Genomic DNA, 19,608 nt, shown 5'->3' with positions numbered 1-19,608 from the left:
TGATGAAATCAGATGGAACTTTTTACCAGCTTTGTCTTTATCTGGGCGAGAATATCCCATATAACCCATTTCTTTTATGCCATGGTGCTAGAGAAAAAAACCGCAAAACTTTCTGTCTTTTTCATGCATAGCCGTGGCACAGTTATTTAAGAACAATCTGGGGAGTGAAGCAGGAAGTTCATGATTATTGATTTTCATCAAGCACAATTACAGAAATTTATGGCTCTGGCGATGAAAATCGAGGCTGAGCCTGAATTGTATTTGCAGTTTGAATCAGTTGCAGATTTTTATAAGGCTGACTGGTTGCAGGCTTTTCCCTCTGGTACTGAATATTTTGCTTCAGGTCTGGACGATGGTGCCGAAGAGTTTTATGCAGTGATCTGTTATGGCGAAATGCAGCTACGGATCAGCTGTGTTCAGGCACAGTTCTTTGCAAAACTATGTTGCAAACATTGACCGGATTGCCGCTATTTCCCGATAAAAGAATAATGACATCTATTATAGAGTTGATATAAATTGCAGAGTCATCTCTGTGTTTGGTTTTTATTCGCCGCTGTCAAAAGTGGTGTTAGTAAATAACTTAATAAAAATAAGGAAAAATAGCATGGCACATCAGTTTACCGTAAAAGCAATTATCAATGGCGTGTCCATTGATGAGTTTAAGCGTTTAGCCAATGATATCCGTTTACATGAGGCAGTCTGCCATCGAATTCCTGCTCAAAATCTGGAGATTCTGGTTTCGGAAAAGCAGGGGCATATGTATACCCTGAAACGTGCTTATAACCTGGATGTCAATATTCCGGATATGGCAAAAAAACTACTTAAAGATGCATTCCGTTTGCAGCGTACCGATGTCAGTAATCTGGATGAAATGACCTCGACGGTACAACTTGGGGCCAATTTGCCGATCGAGGCTACCTGTCAGCGTGCAGTCACTGGGGATGAAGACCAGATCCAGTTTCAGTTAAACTGGACGGTGAAAGTTAAAGTGCCTTTGCTGGGTGGAATGTTAGAAAAGCATGCCGAAGGTGAGATTCGTAAATTTAGTGAAATTGAACTTAGCATTGTTGAAGATGAATTGCGTAAAAACCTGACTGCCTGAAATTATGAAGCAAGATAATTAACTTTAAAACCGGTCATATAGAGACTAGAGAATGCTAGTAGATGGAGGCAGTAGATGGCTATTTTCAGTGTACTGCCTCTTTCAGGACACTTTTTAATTGCTGATAAAGTTTGCCGTGACGTTAATACTGATAGCCAGAATGGTGGTATTAAATCCATAAGCCAAAAGTAGATGTAGGGTGTTTAACACTCGCATAGATTGGCAAGTAATGGAGACGTCTGCCGTTTGCGCAGAAGTTCCGATGATATAGCTAAAATATAGAAAGTCCGGATAAGTCGGATTCGCGGTGTTGGGAAAATCCAGTCCGCCTTGTTGCTGTTTTTCCAGAGCCAAATAAAAATCATGTGCATAGTGAATGGCAAAAATCGTATGCATCAGGAACCAGGCTGAGATAATAGTGATAACAGACAGGATTAAATGGCCGGTTCGAATCAGGGGAGTTTTGGGTAAATGGTTAATTTCAATAATAATTGCAATAAAACAAATGACCAGCGTAATGATCACCAGAAATAGAATGATCCATTTACCGGCATCCTGTTGCATGGCACGTTGCAGAATATGAGCATGGTCAATGTGCCAAAGCTTTTTTATAGTAAAAAACAAATAAGCATAGATCGCGATATTCCAGCTGCTTAATAGGCAGCTGGACCAGCTTAAAGGAGTGAGGGTCTGTAAGATCAGATAAAATACCAAGATGGCTGGGAAAATAATAAAGAAATACAGATGGAATTGAAGTGTAGTTTTTATATAGTCGAGAAACTGCATCATCTTATTTATATTTATTCTGCTGATTACTTAATATCCTAGCACAGAATAATAGGGAATAAAGATGATTCCAGCGGCTTGAAGTCGAACTCAATGACTGCCTATCGCTCTATTTCCTCTTTAAAGCGGTATGTCTATTCAGGTTTAGTCATTTGAGTACCAGAATCGTGTAGCAGGGCTGGATCAGCTCGGCAGAGTTTCTGGGTAGACATTCAGTTTGGTCAAGAAGGCTGTTTTAGTGCAGTACCATAAGCAAAGACTTCCACCATACCGCCTTGCATGCCGAGTTCAGTGGTGCTGAGACGGATTCCCATAATCTGGGTCGCCCCGATTTTTTCAGCCTCAAGTTTTAAACGTACAATTGCTTCGCGTCGTGCACGCTCTACCACGCTTTCATAGCTGGTCAGACGGCCACCCAGCATATTCTGGACACTGGCAATGGCATATTTAAAATAATCATGGGAAATAACCACATTGCTACTGATCATTTGTCCAGAATATTCAGACATGATAAAGCGACTACTGTTCATCTGAATATATGCCAGACGTTGTTCCTGTTCATCCAGATAGCGAAAATGTTTACGTTCGTTATAACGGCCAAATCCAAACCCGACACTAAACAGGATGGCAAAAATGATGACCTGGAAAATTAAACCGTCCATGCTTTAATCTGCCTGCGGAAAAGGATCGGGTAATTTTGGCATGACCGGATCAACCACTACGGCTGTACCATAAACAAAGAGCTCAGAAGCACCCTGGGCAATATTAGAAGTCGAGAAGCGAATGCCGACAACTGCATTGGCCCCCATACTGCGAGCTTTTTCAGTCATACGGTTCATCGCTTCCTGACGGGATTCTTCCAGTAGTTCGGTATAGGCAGTAAGTTCACCACCCACAATATTTTTTAGCCCGGCCAGTAGGTCACGTCCGACATGCTTGCTGCGTACGGTACTTCCATAAACGACATCTATTTGCTGGCGAATGGTATGTCCCGGTACAGATTCCAGATTGCTAAGTAACATGTGTATGTTTTCTAAATAAATCGCTAGCCTATGACAATAGGAAAACTGCCTTGAAAATGCAATAAAAAAGCCCACCGAAGTGAGCTTTTCTTGATCTGTCTGGAATTTATTGCGCTTGCTGTTCGGCCGCGCGGCGTTGTTCAGACACAGACGGTGGGTTTGGCACGATGTCGGTCGTATTGACTTTTAAGCCGCCACCCAGGGTTTTATAGACTTCAACCTGATTGTTCAGATTGGCCTGTTCAAGTAATAATAAACCCTGTTCTGCAGCATAAGAAGCACGCTGTGCATCCAGTACGCTCAGATAGCTGTCAATCCCGGCACGGAAACGTGCAAGTGACAAACGATAGGTCGTATTGGTTGCTTCAACCAGACGGCGCTGAGCTGCAAGACGATCACCAATATTCTGGCGAACTGCCAGGGCATCACTGACTTCACGGAAAGCAGTTTGAATCGACTTTTCATAATCTGACAGGGCAATTTGCTGATCAGTTTCAGAAATGCGGATATTGGCCTCACGGGTACCCCAATCAAAAATTGGAATATCCAGACTTGGGCCTACTGACCAGACAAAGCTACCAGACTTAAACAGATCACCCAGATCAGTTGACGCCAGACCTGCAGAGCCGGTCAGGCTGATGGTCGGGTACAGACGTGCGCGAGCTGCCGCAATATTGGCACCTGCTGCAGACAGACGATATTCTGCTGCACGGATATCCGGACGGTTAATCAACAGATCACTTGGCAATCCCGCACCTAGTGCAGTATTGGAAGTAATACGGGTAACACGTTGTGCCGGTAATAAGCTGGTTGGCACTGGCTCGCCCACCAGAAGATTTAACAGGTTTTGCGCCTGTGCCACCTGAGTCCGGTAGTTGGCAACATCGTTACGCGCTGTTTCTACTGAAATTTGTGCCTGACGTACAGGAAGCTCACTGTCGATCCCAACGTCAAAACGTTTCCTGTTCAGATTGTATGACTCAAGTTGGGTTTGCAGCGTCTGTTGCGCTAATGCCAGATTGGCATTGGCAAATGAATAGCTGAGCCATGCTTGTGCAACCTGACCAATCAGGGAGATCTGGGTCGCATCACGTGCACTCTGGGTCGCAAAGAATGTATCAAGCGCATTATCACGCAGACTACGGACACGGCCCCAGAAATCCAGTTCGTATGCGGTTACGCCTAGTCCTACGTTATAACTGGTGATAGGACCGCGGTTCTGGGCACTGTTATTTAAAGTGTCCTGACGCAGTACACTGCCACTGGCACCAATCGTAGGTAACTGGTTATTTTCGCTAATCTGATACTGCTGCTGCGCACGTTGAATATTGAGTGCTGCAGTACGCAGGTCGCGGTTATTGTTCAGCGCTAAATCCAACACCTGCAGTAAACGCGGGTCAGCAAAAAACTCTTTATAACCCTGTTCTGCTACAGAAGTACCAGACGCATTGGTATAGCTGCTCGGGATATTTGCCTGCGCAACGGGTTCTGGACTGCGCATGCTTTGACAGGCAGTCAAAGCCAGCGCAAGGGCAGATACCGCAATGCTACGACCTGTAATAGACCATAGATTTTGCATTACGACTTATACTCCTGATTTTGTGTTTTTGGTTTGTATTTAAAGACACTTCGAATCCATACATAGAATACCGGGATAAAGAAGATACCTAATAAGGTCGAGCTGATAACACCACCGAGTACACCATAACCTACCGAGTGCTGGCTACCAGCACCAGCACCTGAAGACAGGGCAAGCGGTAATACACCAAAACCAAAGGCTAAAGTGGTCATGATAATCGGGCGTAAACGCATTTTTGCCGCATGCAAGGTAGCATCAAATAATTCTTCACCTTGTTCTTGCAGCTCTTTAGCGAATTCGACAATCAAGATGGCATTTTTCGCAGAAAGACCAATGACTGCAATAAGCGCTACCTGGAAGTAGATGTTATTGGACAGGTTTGGATTCTGGAACAGCATCATCCCACCAAAGGTCAGTAATAACGCACCCACAATACCTAATGGCACCACCAGCAGCACCGAGAACGGAATTGACCAGCTTTCATACAAGGCTGCCAGACACAGGAATACAATCAATAACGACAGGGCATACAGGAATGGAGCCTGATCACCAGATTCACGTTCTTCCAGCGACAAACCTGTCCATTCATAGTCGAAACCTGGCAAGCCCATCTCTGGTAACTTCGCGATAATTTCTTCCATGGCCTGCATGGCTGCACCCGAGCTGACACCTGGCGCCGGAGTACCCTGGATGTTCATAGACGATACGCCATTGTAACGTTCTAGTCGTGGCGAACCATAAGTCCATTCGCCTGTTGCAAATGCCGAGAAAGGAACCATTTCACCGCGATTATTACGGACATACCATTTATCCAGATCTTGCGGCATCATGCGCGCATCTGCTTCACCCTGTACATAGACTTTCTTGACACGACCGCGATCTACGAAATCGTTGATATACGAACCGCCCCACGCCATGCCCATGGTGGTGTTAATTTCAGCGATGCTCACGCCCATAGCACCCGCTTGTGCCTGATCGATAATCACATGGTACTGAGGTGTATCTTCCTGACCATTCGGACGTACACCCGCCAGACGTGGATCTTTTGCTGCCATGCCCAAAATTGCATTACGGGCTGCAAGAAGCTGTTCATGAGTCTGGCCACCTGCTGCCTGGAGCTGCAGGTTAAAGCCAGCGGATACACCCAGTTCTGGCATTGCAGGTAACTGTAGCGGCATGATGTAAGAAGCATCCTGCACAATCATGTTTAATGCCATACCCCGTTGAATGATGGCACCGACCTGAGCTTCCGGATTGGTACGTTCAGACCAGTCTTTCAGTTTAATGAAAGCCAGACCTGCGTTTTGACCTACGCCGGTAAAGGAGAAACCTGCCACACTAAATACGGACTGAACTGTATCTTTCTCGTTTTCCAGGAAATAGTTAGTCATGGTATTGACTACACTATCAGTTCTTTGCAGCGTTGCGTTCGGTGGTAGTTGTACCAGTGCAATTACTACACCCTGATCTTCATCCGGCAGGAACGAAGAAGGCAGTTTCTGGAAAATAAGAACAATAATACCCAGTACTACAGCGTAAATGATGCCCGAAAAAATTTTGCTGTGAGTCATGCGGTTAACGCCGCCCTGATATTTCACCGACATCTTTTCAAAGCTGCTGTTAAACCAGCGGAAGAAGCGTGCAAACACACCATTACTTTCCGGTTTGTTAGGATCATGCTGTTTCAGCAGGGTCGCACACAGGGCAGGGGTAAAGGTGAGCGCCACAATGAGTGATAAAACCATTGCAGTCACAAGGGTAATCGAGAACTGGCGATAAATAACCCCGGTCGTACCACCGAAGAATGCCATAGGCACGAATACTGCAGAAAGTACCGAAGTAATACCAATCAATGCACCAGAAATCTGTTTCATTGACTTTTCAGTTGCAGAAACCGGATCGAGGTGTTCCTCCGTCATTACCCGTTCCACGTTTTCGACTACGACAATCGCATCATCGACCAGAAGACCAATCGCCAATACCATGGCAAACATGGTCAGGGTGTTAATCGAGAAGCCGAAGACATTAATAACAGCAAAGGTCCCCAATACCACGACTGGAACCGCCATGGTTGGAATGATGGTCGCACGCCAGTTCTGCAAGAACAGGAACATGACGATGAAGACCAGAATAATCGCTTCAATGAGGGTATGAACCACAGATTCAATCGATAACTGAATGAAAGGCGTGGTATCGAAAGCCAGCGTATCCACCATCCCTTCAGGATAATTTGGACGTAACTGTTTTAAGCGCTCTTCAACTGCTTTTGCAGTATCTAGGGCATTGGCGCCTGTAGCTAGCTTAATGGCTACACCACCGGCCGGTTTACCATTAAATTTGGAATCAAACTGGTAGTTGTCCGCACCTAGTTCTACACGTGCTACATCGCCCAGGCGAACCTGTGCACCTGACGTGGTATTTTTCAGGAAAATATTGCTGAACTGTTCCGGGGTTTGTAACAGGCTTTGTGCTGTGACTGTCGCATTCAGTACTTGACCTTTTACTGCAGGTGCTCCACCGAGCTGACCCACGGCAACCTGTGCATTCTGGGTACGAATTGCGGTGGCAATATCACTTGGAGTGACTTGCAGACTTGCCATTTTGGCTGGATCGAGCCAGATACGCATGGCATATGAACCACCAAAGACCTGAACTTCACCAACGCCTTCGACACGGCTTAAAGGTTCAGAAATATTGGAGTTCACATAGTCTTTAATGTCATCGGCAGTCAGGGTGCCATCTGGCGAATAGAAAGCCAGTACCTGTAAGAAGCTGGCACCAGACTTGGTAACACGCACACCCTGACGCTGTACATCTTCAGGAAGTAGTGCGGTAGCAGACTGTAATTTGTTTTGAACCTGAACTTGCGCCAGGTCAGGGTCTATACCCTGTTCAAAGTTTACAGCAATAGACGAAGAGCCATTACCCGCACTGGTGGACGAAATATAACGTAATCCGTCCATACCATTCATCTGCTGCTCAATGATCTGGGTTACTGTATTTTCAACAGTTTCAGCAGATGCACCTGGATAAGTTGCAGAAATGGTGATGGTTGGCGGAGCGATAGTCGGATATTGCGCAATCGGCATTTTGCTGATGGTTAAAATACCCGCCAGCATAATTACCAATGCGATCACCCATGCAAAAATCGGGCGATGAATAAAGAATTGAGCCATGAACCATTACTCCTTATGCATTTGCAGCAGGTTTTTGTTCAGGTTTCTCTTTAACATCATCTGCCTTTTTCTCGCTCGCTGCAGGCTGTTTCGGTGCAGCACCTTGTGGAGCAGCAGCTTGAGGTTGATAAGGTTTAGCAATGACTTGTTGTTCAGGCTTAACTTTCGCAATACCGTCTACAATCACTCTATCACCTGGGTTTAGACCTTCTGTCACAATCCAGTCAGCGCCTTGAGTGCCGACTGTAGTCACTGGACGCGATGCCACTTTACCATCAGCACCGACCAGCATTGCCATCGCCTGACCTGTAGGGGTACGAGTGAGGGCTGCCAGAGGGATGAGGTAAGCATTCGGGATTTCACCCTGCACAATTTGTGCAGTTGCAAACATGCCAGGAAGAAGCAGGTGGTTTTTATTCGGGAATACTGCACGTAAGGTGACTGTACCTGTTTCAGGATTCACGCTGGCATCCGAGAATGCAAGACGGCCTTCTACCGGGTAGGTGCTGCCATCTTCAAGCTTTAGCTTGACTTTGGTATTGTTTGAACTGTTCAGGTCGCCTTTACTCAATTGCTGACGTAAACGCAAAAGTTCAGTACTGGACTGGTTAATATCGACATAGATCGGATCCAGACGCTGAATTGTCACTAACGGATCTGGCTGGTTGGCCGTGACTAATGCGCCTGCAGTCACAGACGAACGGTTGGTCTGACCCGAGATCGGGGCACGTACCGTTGAATAACCCAGGTTGATTTCAGCATTACGCAGGCTGGCACGATTAGCATTCAACTCGGCTTCAGCTAGTTTTACCTGTGCTACGATGTCATCATATTCTTGCTTCGAAATGGCATTTGTACCGACCAGTTGACGGTAGCGTCCTTCTTTGACCCGCAATACACCCAGATTTGCTTCAGCACTGGCAATCGCTGCACGGGCGTTGTCTACTGTAGTACGGCTGGAGCTTGAATCGATTTCATACAGCGCCTGACCTTCACGTACATAACTGCCTTCAGTGAACAAGCGTTTTAGAACGACGCCACTGGCTTGCGGGCGTACTTCTGAAATTTCAAATGCAGTTGTACGACCCGAGAGCTCTACAGACTGCTCTACACTTTGCGGTTGTGCAACAAGAACACCGACTTCAGTCGGTGGCATTTTTTGTTGAGCGCCAGCTTGCTGGCCCTCTTTGGGATCTTTGCTACAACCAACAAGTGCAAGACTTGTTGCTAATGCGCAAGCAGTCAGGGCCGGTGCCCAAAGCTTTGCAGACATCATTATTCCACCTCAATTAGATTTTTATCTAAATATTTTTTTATTTGTGCGCCGTGCAATATTTGATCCACACCATATACCACAACGAAATCCAAATAAAACTGATACTCCAGCCAGAAATGACATCTGAAGGAAAATGTACGCCCAGATAAACTCTTGAAATTCCCATCATCAGCATCCATAACACTGCGCCCATCACAATAATGTAATACCGGGAATGTTGCCGATAGATATAAATTGCCAGACATCCCAGACAGGCTGCATACAGACTATGGGCACTTGGAAAAGAACTTCCAAAGCTTTCCACCAGATGGAGGGATGCTGATGGTCTTGGTCGGGCAATCGCAAATTTCAACAGCCAAGCTAGGAGTATTCCTCCGATAATTCCGATACATATAAAAGTTATGTTTGTACGCTTTTTATACCACAGTAAATAAATACACCATAGTATGGATAAAAATAATACAAATGGCATGCCACCTATTGCTGATAAGTATGTTGCAATCTGATTTAAAGTTCCGGTGCGATGCTCGCTCATCCACTGTACACTGAGCAAGTCAAACTGGCTCAAGACTGGAAGGTTAAGAAATAAAACACTGAAAAATAAAAGCAAAATTCCGACAAAAAGCAACAAGTAAGGCATACCGAGAATCTCTGTCCCTCTCACCGATAAAGGATCGGCTCATTGTCTGAAGTGAAGTGTACTTGTCAGTACACTTTTTTTCAAGTGTGTGTATTTTATGCGAATTCCATTATCTTAGTAAGGAATTTGGAAGCAAATATGTCGAAATTATCACAGTTTTAGGACTTTGTAGATGTATGATTTTCGTCAATTTCAAGTGTTTGCTTAGGGGGCCAGAAGAAATCACTGGGGCGAGTCAGAAAGTGAGTCATGACCAGTTTTGCTAGCGGTTTCCACTGTTCAAAACGAACCCGTCGCGCACGCAATGCTACAATAATAGTCAGGCTGAAGCTGACAAAGAGGTTGGTCAGGCCAATCAGCAAGACACCGAGGAAAGATACGACAATCAAGCCGACATCAGGACCATTAATATTGATCAGACCCTGAATAAAGTTAGCTGATGCAAAGGCAATGTGACGAATATCCAGTGGTAGACCCAAAATGAAACCGAGTGTCCCCATGCTTCCCAGCATAATACCAAACAGAAAATTACCCGCCAGTGCCCCCAGATTACGCTCGATATAGTCAGCAAAGCGCAGCAGGCGTTGCTGCCCCATAAGCTGGGCTAAACGCACATCTGCTTTCAGGCGAGGTCCTACCTTGCGATAAACTGCCATATTGTCAAAGTAACCTGCTAATAATCCGGACAGGAACAGACAGACTCCAGCAATTGCAGCATGCGGAATAGCTAAAGAAGTAAAGGGGTTCAGGTCATGGAGGGTTTTGGCTGCCTTGGCATGGCTCATTAAGGGTTCATGCAGGGCATAATCCCAAGTTAAGGCAATCAGAGCGGCTACCGGAATCGCGATCGAAATATTGCCTAAAATGGCAACAAACTGGGTGCGGATAATGTTCACAATCAGCGCCGCAAGCTCGGCAATCTGAGCCATTTTTGTGCCTTTGCGCTGTTGTACTGTCGCAGCCAGCGCGGCAGCCGTCATCGCCGGCTGTTTTGTCGCAACGGTAAAATGCAGGACATGAATCAGCATAAAGCCTAGCGAATAATTCATGCTGTAGCTAAAGGCCTGCATCAGGGGTGCCATAGAAACACGAGCCATTAATGTTTTTAGCGTGGCCATAATGGCAATGATTACGCCTGCACCTGCGGCCGACTTATACATGGCGAGAAAGCCCTGCTTGTCCGTACTGACATAATGCTCACCGGTCTTGCTGGCATTTTCGGTGACCTGCAAAGCTAAAAGTTCACTATTGGTTGCCAGTAAGGCACGGACACTGCGTTCACTGTAAATTGCTTCAGTGATATCCGCAATAAAAAGGCCAATGGACTTATAACGAAGGTCATCATCATCCATAACCATATTCAGCAGGATTTCGACTCGTTCCAGACACTGTTCCAGCAGAGCCAACATATAGGTCAGACTGACACTGACCCCAATCCGTCTGGTAGAACGGCGCACCTTGGCCGCTACATCATGACATTGCTCCAGCATCACCAGCGCTTGTGAGGCATCCGGCGGGGTAATCGAATCGACCAGTGCTACCGTGTTATAGCGTTTCTTGTATTCCTGAATAAATTCGTTGATCTCACGGTTCTGTACCAGAAATGGAGATTCATATTCCATCAGTTCAGGTTGGGCGTTAATAAATTCGGGATGCAGACCGATACCGCTGATCCGGTAAGACAGAATAGTCAGGGCCTTGATCAGCTCATCCTTAATCCGGGTTTTTTCAGGCTGGTTGGAATGTCCCTGATTCAGGATCGAAAACAAACGCTGCCAGTCTGCTGCATCAAAATAATCCAGCCAGTATTTATCGGTACGATGATAAAAAACCTTGCGGAACAATTCCTGTAGCTGCTGAGGGTCAGGAATAAGCGGCAAAATATGCGCGCCAATACGCTGGTTCAGCTGGTTCCAGAAACCATCCAGGGATAAAATGCCAGTATCGGAAAACAGTCCCGTCTGTTTATAACGATTAATAATCCGAAGGGTAAAGGTCTGAAGCGTCGCAACAGCATTCGGGGTAAGTAATAAAGCCCGAATAAATGCATTGAATTTTGCTTCGATCTCCTCGGTATTTCTGCTGTCTTCCGGTCTGATTCTTTCAACCAGCTCAATCAGAAGATTTTCATCCAGAACTGCCTGAGGTTGTTCAAGCTGATGCTGCATGTTTTGGAAAAGATCAAGAAAATTGATATGCATAGGCAAATTTAAAGATTACTGAATTCGGTGTAGGGCCAGTTTGGCCAGATTAATCAGGGCTTGACGGTATTCAGAATCAGGTAAGGCCTGCAGGGCATTGATTGCGATTTCAGTTTCTTCAGTCGCACGTTGACGGCAATAATCCAGTGCACCAGATTCATTAACAATATGAATGACCTGCTCCAGATGTTCTGTGCCACCGGTTGCAATACTGCGACGGATAATTTCATGTTGCTCACCGGTGGTGTTTTTCAGTGCCGCAATCAATGGCAGGGTGGGCTTGCCCTCCATCAGATCATCACCGATATTTTTACCGAGCGTGTCCGCATCGGAGGTGTAGTCCAAAATGTCATCTATAATCTGGAAAGCATTACCGAAATGTCCGGCAAAGGTTTTTAAAGGCTGACGGAATTCACTTTTATCCGACAAAATGGCAGCCCCTTCGGTGGCCAGCTCAAACAGACGCGAGGTCTTGCCATGAATAATATTCAAATAAGTTGCTTCAGTGGTTTCCGGTTGATGCTGGGATTGCAGTTGCAGCACTTCACCCTCAGCAATTTCACAGGTCCCGGTCGAGAAATCCTTGAGCAATACCATATTGTTCAGATCGACCAGCAAATCAAAAGCACGTGAAATCAGAAAGTCACCGACTAGAACAGCAGTCTGGTTATTCCAGGTTGCATTTGCAGTGGGGCGGCCGCGACGCAGACCTGATTCATCGACGACATCATCATGCACCAGTGTTGCGGTATGCAGCATTTCAATGATTGCAGCAAGTTTACGGTGCGGTTCCAAATTTTCAGCACCACACGCCTTGGCAGCCAGAAGACACATAATCGGGCGCATGCGTTTGCCACCGGCTTCTACCACGTGTTTGCTGACGGCCATCACCAACGCAACTTTTGAGGTAATTCCTTCATTAATGAATGTGTCCATCGCAGCAAAGTCGTTAGCAACAGGAGCGAGAATGTCTTGCTTAAAGTCGATGGTCATGTGAAAGAAAACCTCTGGTCTGGTAAATCGCTGGACGTAGTTTAACAATTTATAACATGAGTGAAACCTAAGAAATGCATAAACTCCACTAAAAATCAGCTTTTTATAGATATTAAGAGAAATTGCTCCCTATTTCGAGCCATAAAAAATCACAAAAGGTCAGGACGCACCCCCTTCATCCGGCTGAGTATATTAATCAAATGCGCCAGATTTCTGCTGTAGTATTTTGTTGCTGAATATATCTTGAGTGCTTGATTTGATAGGAAATATTTAATAGTTAAATAATTAGCGTAAACGGGTCATTATTATTTCAGTAAAATGGCTTGTTGTTTTTTTGAATATCCCTTAAAATCCTCGCCCTTAGATATCCCCCCAGTGGCGTACGTCTTAAGTTCGATATATTCCTTTATCGGCACGACGACACGGGTTAGTTTGGAGTACATTATGTACGCAGTAATCCAAAGCGGTGGTAAACAGCACCGTGTAGTTGAGGGTGAAACCCTTAAAGTAGAATTATTGAAAGCTGAAACTGGCGCGACTATTACGTTCGATGACGTATTGATGCTTGTTAACGGTGAAAGCATTCAAATCGGTGCTCCAGTTGTTGCTGGTGCTACTGTAACTGCTGAAGTAGTTAGCCATGGTCGTCACGACAAAATCCGTATTGTTAAAATGCGTCGTCGTAAACACTACCGTAAACAACAAGGTCACCGTCAATGGTTCACTGAGTTGAAAATTACAGCTATTTCAGGCTAATTACGAGGAGTAAATAGACATGGCAACTAAAAAAGCCGGTGGTTCGACTAAGAACGGTCGTGATTCGAATCCTAAGATGTTAGGTGTTAAAGTTTACGGTGGTCAAACTGTAACTGCAGGTAACATCATCGTTCGTCAACGTGGTACTGAATTCCACGCTGGTCAAAACGTAGGTATGGGCCGTGACCATACATTATTTGCTACTGCTGATGGCGTAGTAAAATTCGAAGTGAAAGGTCAATTTGGCCGTCGCTACGTATCTGTTGACGCGTAATCCGCTGAGATAGAAAAAAAGCCCACAATTTTTGTGGGTTTTTTTATGCCTGAAAATTAATGTTCAGGTTAAGTGACATTCCATAATGTAAAAATTGTTCTGAAATCTTCATGATGATGAACAAAAAAACCGGTTTCGAATTAATAACAATACAAAAGTTCTTATTTTCTATCATTTTAGCTTTTAATTTTCGTTTAAGATGAGTTATCAAATAAATTGCGATGACGCAAAATATAAGGGTGAAATTATGAATATGCTTCGTAAAACCGTCTGTGCGATGGCGCTGGGTGCAGTGACTTTAGCTCCGGTGATGAGTACAACCGTGTTTGCTGCCCCTGTAGCAGCTTCGGAGCAGCAGGCAACTGCAAGTCTGGTGAAACAGCTTAATCATGTACGTAGTATGACGGCAAACTTCGAACAAAGCTCCAAGGTGACTAACCCGAGAGCAACTCAGAAGAAAGGTCTGACTGCACAGCATATGAATCAAACCTTTAAAGGGGTGATGAAAGTCGAGCGTCCGGGTAAATTCTATTGGGAAACGACAGCACCATCCAAGCAGGTAATTGCATCTACAGGTAAAACTGTGTGGATTTATGATCCTGACCTGCAGCAGGCGGTTCGTCAAAGTCTAGATGAGCAAGTTGCCAACACACCGGCATTATTGCTGTCAGGTAATACTGGACAGATTATGCAGTCTTACCGGGTCACTCAGCCAAATAAGGGTAAAACCTATTACACGCTTTATCCTAAAAATACCGATGGTGTATTTGAAAGCCTGACTATCAGTTTTGGAACGAATAAAGCACCAAATTTGATGATTTTGCAGGATTCATTGGGGCAAACCACCACAATCAAATTTAACAATGTAAAAGTGAATAGCAGTATTCCTGCTTCTACTTTTAACTTCACCCCACCCAAGGGTACAGACATCATTGATCAATAAACTTTAAAATGAACCGATAAAAGCAACCTACTTAGGTTGCTTTTTTATTGCCAGAGATCAGGATACGGTTGGACTGGATACAAGGTTTAGCTATATCTGGATGGCAGCGCATCTTAAAATAAATAAAAGTCGAGTCAATGAAATTGCAAAATTTTAGGAGCTCAGTATGAAGATCAATCGGTTTAAAATTTCCAGGGTGTACCTAGTGTTCTTGATTGGTCTGGGCATACTGGGTTGTCAGCCTCAATCCAGTTCAGTTGCTATTCCTGAAACAGACCAGAATGTGCAGATTGAAACTAAAGCAGTTCCACTCAAGGGGGCGGCCAAAGTGGTGTGTGAAATAGAGGGGTGTATACGCTTTGATTTGCAGACGGTAGACACCAATATTGACTGGATTAATCAATATTTTGTTGAGCGCATTCAGCATACCGAACCTGTTGCATTCATTAAAGTTATCCAGAAAAATCCTAAAAAAGCCCATGAACCGCATTATCTGGATCAGCGGTCGATCAAGGTGGAATTTATGGCTCAGCGCGCTCATCTGGCCACTTTTGCCTTAAAAAGTTCCAATTTACCTCGGAATCATGTTCAACCGATGACTCATACTGAATATATCAATTTTGATTTACAGCAGAAAAAACGTCTGGCTTTACATCAATTTTTGTTCAATGGCAGCGAACAGAAACTGCTTGAGGTGATGTATCGTGCCAATGCCCCATGGTTGAATAAACAAGGGATTCAACGGCAACAGTTAAAGCTGAGTGATAACTATTATTTTGACAGCTCTGGTCTGGTGATAGTGTATCCGGCGGGTGAGTTGGCTCCGACAGCCGCAGGCATGCCTGAATTAAAAGTACCCTATGCAGATTTAAAAAAAGTGATTCGGCCAGAATATTGGGCCATTTTGCAGCAGACAACTTCCTAAATATTGTGCTAATAGGGCGAAGCTTGGGTTCTGGTCGCTGTATTTTTTGACGTTAAGAGCTTACACTATAGCCAGTTTTTTTCTTAACAAAAGATTGGCTATGATCGACCCGAAATTACTCAGAAATAATATTGAGGCTGTAAATTTAGCCTTGGCAAAACGTGGTGTTCAACTGAATGTCGAAGAGTGGGCTGCACTTGAAGCTCGCCGCAAAGAAATTCAATCCAAAACTGAATCGCTACAAGCTGAGCGTAATGCGGGTGCGAAACAAGTTGGTCAAATTAAAAAAGCCGGCGGTGACGCATCTGAAATCATGGCACGTATGTCAGCGATTGGTGATGAAATCAAAGCTGCTGAAGCTGCACTGGCTGAACTGCAAGCTGAGCTTGAAGAGAAATCATTGTCTATTCCAAACTTGCCAGACGAATCTGTACCGGCAGGTAAAGATGAAAGCGATAACGTGGAAATCCTGAAATGGGGTACGCCACGTGAATTTGATTTCGAAATCAAAGACCATACTGATCTTGGCGAAATGATGGGCGGTCTGGAATTTGAAACCGCTACCAAATTGACCGGTTCACGTTTTAGCGTACTGAAAGGTCCATTGGCACGTTTACAGCGTGCTCTTACCCAGTTCATGCTGAATACACACACAGACCAAAATGGCTATACCGAAGCCTATGTGCCTTATCTGGTCAATGCAGATTCATTGCGTGGGACTGGTCAGCTGCCAAAATTTGAAGAAGATCTGTTTAAACTGCAGGGCGAAAAAGAATTTTATCTGATTCCGACTGCTGAAGTGCCAGTAACGAATTTTGTGCGTGATGAAATTATTGATGCAGACCGTCTGCCACTGAAATATGCGGCGCATACGCCATGTTTCCGCAGTGAAGCTGGTTCTTATGGTCGTGATACGCGTGGTTTAATCCGTCAGCATCAATTTGACAAAGTGGAAATGGTTCAGATTGTAAAACCTGAAACCTCGATGCAGGCACTAGAAGAATTAACTGGTCATGCAGAAGGTATTTTGCAGGCATTAGGTCTTCCATACCGTAAGATCATCCTGTGTGGTGGTGATATGGGCTTTGGCGCGACCAAGACTTATGACCTAGAAGTTTGGGTACCAAGCCAAAGTACCTATCGTGAAATTTCTTCATGCTCAAACATGGGGGACTTCCAGGCGCGTCGCATGAAAGCGCGTTACCGTGCTGATCAGAAGAAAACTGAATTTGTGCATACCTTGAATGGTTCAGGTCTGGCCGTGGGTCGTACTTTACTTGCAGTGATGGAAAACTATCAGCGCGCCGATGGCTCGATTGAGATTCCTGAAGTATTACGTCCATATATGGGTGGTGCGACTTATATCGACTAATTGTCGATCTTTGCATCCCTATAAATGTGCATGAAAATTGCATAGACAGTCAGATTTAAAATTTTGAGGTAGTTCGTGGATATTTTTCCAATCTCGTTAAAGTTGCAGCAGCAACCTTGTCTGATTGTCGGTGGTGGGCATATTGCATACCGTAAAGCACTTTTACTTCAAAAAGCAGGTGCGATCATTCATGTGATTGCACCTGAAATCGAAGAGAGTCTGCTGCGAATTGTGCAAAATAGCCAAGGACACTATGTGCAGGCAGCTTTTTATCCTGAAGTTGCATTACGCCAATATCGACTGGTGATTGCGGCGACTGATGATGCCGAGACCAATCGTCAGGTCTTTGAACTGTGTGAAGCGGAAAATGTCCTAGTCAATAGCGTCGATGATCCACCGCATTGCCGGTTTATGGTGCCAGCGATTATTGACCGTTCACCTTTGGTAATTTCAGTCGCATCGAATGGTACGTCGCCCGTGTTGTCGCGGCAGATCCGTACTCAACTGGAAACCACTATTCCGCATGAAATGGGCAAGCTAGCCGAGTTTTCAGGAAAATGGCGCAGTGCGGTTAAGGCTAAAATTGTCAATCCGGATGAACGCCGTATTTTTTGGGAAGACTTATATGCCAGTCCACTGAAAGAACAGGTGTTTAACGACAATATTGCAGAAGCAGATCGCCTGATCGAGCAAGCATTACAGGAATGGCAACAACCAAAAGGTGAAGTCTATCTGGTGGGCGCCGGTCCTGGTGATCCAGAACTGCTGACCTTAAAAGCCTTACGTTTGATGCAGCAAGCCGATGTGGTGATTTACGACCGTCTGGTTTCAGCACCCATCATGGATCTATGTCGTCGTGATGCGGAAAAGATCTATGTCGGTAAGGCGCGTTCCAACCATGCGGTGCCGCAGGATGGGATTAATGCCTTGTTGGTCAAATATGCCAGTGAAGGAAAGCGGGTTTGCCGTCTGAAAGGCGGTGATCCCTTTATCTTCGGGCGCGGTGGTGAAGAGATTGAAGAACTGTTCGCTGCAGGCATTACTTTTCAGGTGGTTCCGGGTATTACTGCAGCTTCAGGCTGTTCAGCCTATGCCGGTATTCCATTGACCCATCGTAATTATGCGCAAAGTGTACGTTTCCTGACCGGTCACTTAAAAGAAGGTTCGCCTGAACTGCCTTGGAGTGAGCTGGTCTATGAAAACCAGACCTTGGTGCTGTATATGGGTTTGGTGGGACTGGAAAAAATCTGTGCGCAGTTGATTGCTCATGGTCAACGCACCGATATGCCGGTAGCGCTAATTTCTAAAGGTACGACCCCTGAGCAAAAAGTCGTAGTGGGCACCCTGACGGACATTGCATCCAAGGTGGCCGAACATCAGATTCAAGCTCCGACTTTGACCATTATTGGTGAAGTTGTGCGTTTGCGTGAACAATTAAAGTGGCAATAAGCTGTCACTTAAACCCAAGTAGAGAAATTCTGTGATCCACGTTGTTTTATATGAGCCTGAAATTCCTGCAAATACAGGCAATATCATTCGTCTGTGTGCCAATACCGGAGCGCAGTTGCATCTGGTCAAGCCGCTGGGTTTTGAACTGGATGACAAAAAGCTGAAACGTGCCGGCCTTGATTATCACGAATATGCCAATATGCAGATTTGGGAAAATATCGAAGACTGTCTGGCTGATCTGGCAAGTAAAGGCATTGGTCCGGATGCAGTCTATCCACTCACTACTAAAGGTTCTGCAACGCCACATACCTCGGACTTAAACCGTCCTGTGGCCTTGTTAATGGGGCCGGAAACTCGTGGCCTACCGGAGCAGGTGCGTATGCTGTTCCCGCAAAAGCAATGGATTCGTTTACCCATGGCAGAGAACTCGCGCAGTCTGAACCTTTCAAATGCGACTGCAGTGATTGTGTATGAGGCTTGGCGTCAACAGGGTTTTAAAGCGCTTTAACTGAAATCTACAATAATTTAAAAAGCCACCTTCGGGTGGCTTTTTTATTTTGTGTAACAAATAGATAAAAGGTTTTGCACTTCATTGTATGCTTAGGTTTGAAACGTCATCAAATATAGCAAAAGGTACTGCCTTGAAGCCTCTAGTAAAACTTGTCATCACATGTTGCTTTAGCATCATTGCTGCTTCTGTGAGTGCGGAAGACGGTAGTGCTGCAACCCTGACAACTGAAAATCGGCCTATTACTCAAGCGGAAATCCAGCAGAGCCTTCGCGACATGCAGAAACGCTTGGATGCCCGTATTGAAAAATGGGGACAGAGCCTGGATGCAGATGATTTTCAATGGACCTGGCAGGGACGTAAACTAAAACAGGCCAAGCGCCAAGAAGTTTGTGATATCTTCCAGGGTGTTGTGGATGAAATGTATCAACTGGCTGTCCAGAATAAAGCCCGTTTAGCTCCGGAAGAGCAGAAGATGTTGTCTAACCGTCGCCTGTTTATTGAAAAACTGGGCTATAAAAATAATCGGGTCGATACTCAAATGGGTTTTGATTGTCTTCTGCATTAGTCAGCTTGAAAAAAGCAAAAAATAAAAAAGGCGCATGA

The 19,608-nt window shown here is 45.1% G+C and carries 19 protein-coding genes; 10 read left to right on the top strand and 9 right to left on the bottom strand.

All coding sequences use genetic code 11. The features are described 5' to 3' along the window. Window positions 1-180 precede the first annotated feature (180 nt). The gene (locus tag VXQ11_RS14230; RefSeq protein ID WP_416706314.1) at window positions 181-456 is read left to right on the top strand and encodes a hypothetical protein; all 276 of its coding nucleotides are present in this window, start codon (window positions 181-183) and stop codon (window positions 454-456) included. A gap of 148 nt (window positions 457-604) precedes the next feature. Next, window positions 605-1,102, top strand: a complete 498-nt coding sequence (locus VXQ11_RS14225) for a DUF2505 family protein (RefSeq protein WP_064096381.1) — start codon at window positions 605-607, stop codon at window positions 1,100-1,102. 114 nt (window positions 1,103-1,216) lie between these two features. Here VXQ11_RS14225 and VXQ11_RS14220 read toward each other — a convergent pair whose 3' ends face one another. The 9 genes from VXQ11_RS14220 to sdsA form a co-directional block, all read right to left on the bottom strand. Beyond that, complete coding sequence (locus tag VXQ11_RS14220) at window positions 1,217-1,891, bottom strand: DUF1345 domain-containing protein (RefSeq protein ID WP_064096380.1); 675 nt, start codon at window positions 1,889-1,891, stop codon at window positions 1,217-1,219. 218 nt (window positions 1,892-2,109) lie between these two features. Further along, complete coding sequence (locus VXQ11_RS14215; RefSeq protein WP_064102450.1) at window positions 2,110-2,550, bottom strand: YbjQ family protein; 441 nt, start codon at window positions 2,548-2,550, stop codon at window positions 2,110-2,112. 3 nt (window positions 2,551-2,553) lie between these two features. Next, window positions 2,554-2,910, bottom strand: a complete 357-nt coding sequence (locus VXQ11_RS14210; RefSeq protein WP_416706313.1) for a YbjQ family protein — start codon at window positions 2,908-2,910, stop codon at window positions 2,554-2,556. A gap of 106 nt (window positions 2,911-3,016) precedes the next feature. Beyond that, window positions 3,017-4,489 carry a multidrug efflux RND transporter AdeIJK outer membrane channel subunit AdeK gene (adeK, locus tag VXQ11_RS14205; RefSeq protein WP_416706312.1) on the bottom strand — a complete coding sequence of 491 codons (1,473 nt, stop codon included), beginning with the start codon at window positions 4,487-4,489 and terminating at the stop codon, window positions 3,017-3,019. Beyond that, window positions 4,489-7,665 (bottom strand): efflux RND transporter permease subunit, encoded by a 3,177-nt coding sequence (locus VXQ11_RS14200; protein ID WP_064096376.1) that lies wholly within the window; start codon window positions 7,663-7,665, stop codon window positions 4,489-4,491. Before VXQ11_RS14200 ends, adeK begins: the two co-directional genes overlap by 1 nt. A gap of 13 nt (window positions 7,666-7,678) precedes the next feature. Then, entirely contained in the window at window positions 7,679-8,941 is a 1,263-nt protein-coding gene (locus tag VXQ11_RS14195; protein ID WP_416706311.1) for an efflux RND transporter periplasmic adaptor subunit, read from the bottom strand. Window positions 8,942-8,978: 37 nt separating this feature from the next. After that, complete coding sequence (locus VXQ11_RS14190; protein ID WP_416681955.1) at window positions 8,979-9,581, bottom strand: phosphatase PAP2 family protein; 603 nt, start codon at window positions 9,579-9,581, stop codon at window positions 8,979-8,981. A gap of 158 nt (window positions 9,582-9,739) precedes the next feature. Then, complete coding sequence (locus VXQ11_RS14185) at window positions 9,740-11,782, bottom strand: site-specific recombinase (RefSeq protein WP_416706310.1); 2,043 nt, start codon at window positions 11,780-11,782, stop codon at window positions 9,740-9,742. Window positions 11,783-11,797: 15 nt separating this feature from the next. Then, window positions 11,798-12,775: an All-trans-nonaprenyl-diphosphate synthase gene (gene sdsA / locus VXQ11_RS14180; RefSeq protein WP_064096372.1), complete on the bottom strand. Its 978-nt coding sequence runs from the start codon at window positions 12,773-12,775 to the stop codon at window positions 11,798-11,800. A 444-nt stretch (window positions 12,776-13,219) separates the two neighbouring features. On the opposite strand from sdsA, the gene rplU reads away from it, so the two are divergent. The 8 genes from rplU (at window position 13,220) to VXQ11_RS14140 (ending at window position 19,570) form a co-directional block, all read left to right on the top strand. Then, a complete protein-coding gene (gene rplU, locus VXQ11_RS14175; protein ID WP_004651211.1) occupies window positions 13,220-13,531 on the top strand; it encodes a 50S ribosomal protein L21 in 312 nt (103 codons plus the stop codon). Window positions 13,532-13,550: 19 nt separating this feature from the next. Further along, window positions 13,551-13,805: a 50S ribosomal protein L27 gene (gene rpmA / locus VXQ11_RS14170; protein WP_004280639.1), complete on the top strand. Its 255-nt coding sequence runs from the start codon at window positions 13,551-13,553 to the stop codon at window positions 13,803-13,805. Window positions 13,806-14,052: 247 nt separating this feature from the next. Next, complete coding sequence (lolA, locus tag VXQ11_RS14165; protein ID WP_416706309.1) at window positions 14,053-14,748, top strand: outer membrane lipoprotein chaperone LolA; 696 nt, start codon at window positions 14,053-14,055, stop codon at window positions 14,746-14,748. 166 nt (window positions 14,749-14,914) lie between these two features. After that, complete coding sequence (locus VXQ11_RS14160; protein ID WP_416681962.1) at window positions 14,915-15,673, top strand: RsiV family protein; 759 nt, start codon at window positions 14,915-14,917, stop codon at window positions 15,671-15,673. A 100-nt stretch (window positions 15,674-15,773) separates the two neighbouring features. Then, complete coding sequence (serS, locus tag VXQ11_RS14155; RefSeq protein WP_064096369.1) at window positions 15,774-17,045, top strand: serine--tRNA ligase; 1,272 nt, start codon at window positions 15,774-15,776, stop codon at window positions 17,043-17,045. 75 nt (window positions 17,046-17,120) lie between these two features. Next, window positions 17,121-18,494: a siroheme synthase CysG gene (gene cysG / locus VXQ11_RS14150; RefSeq protein ID WP_416706308.1), complete on the top strand. Its 1,374-nt coding sequence runs from the start codon at window positions 17,121-17,123 to the stop codon at window positions 18,492-18,494. A 31-nt stretch (window positions 18,495-18,525) separates the two neighbouring features. Further along, on the top strand, window positions 18,526-19,002 hold the full coding sequence (locus tag VXQ11_RS14145; RefSeq protein ID WP_064096367.1) for a tRNA (cytidine(34)-2'-O)-methyltransferase: 477 nt from the start codon (window positions 18,526-18,528) through the stop codon (window positions 19,000-19,002). A gap of 88 nt (window positions 19,003-19,090) precedes the next feature. Continuing rightward, the gene (locus VXQ11_RS14140; protein ID WP_416706307.1) at window positions 19,091-19,570 is read left to right on the top strand and encodes a hypothetical protein; all 480 of its coding nucleotides are present in this window, start codon (window positions 19,091-19,093) and stop codon (window positions 19,568-19,570) included. Window positions 19,571-19,608: the final 38 nt, after the last annotated feature.

This window comes from Acinetobacter sp. 197 (assembly GCF_048148385.1).
GTDB lineage: Bacteria > Pseudomonadota > Gammaproteobacteria > Pseudomonadales > Moraxellaceae > Acinetobacter > Acinetobacter pecorum.
The sequence above is the reverse complement of the archived record's forward strand: the minus strand, read 5'-3'. Positions and strand labels throughout refer to the sequence as shown.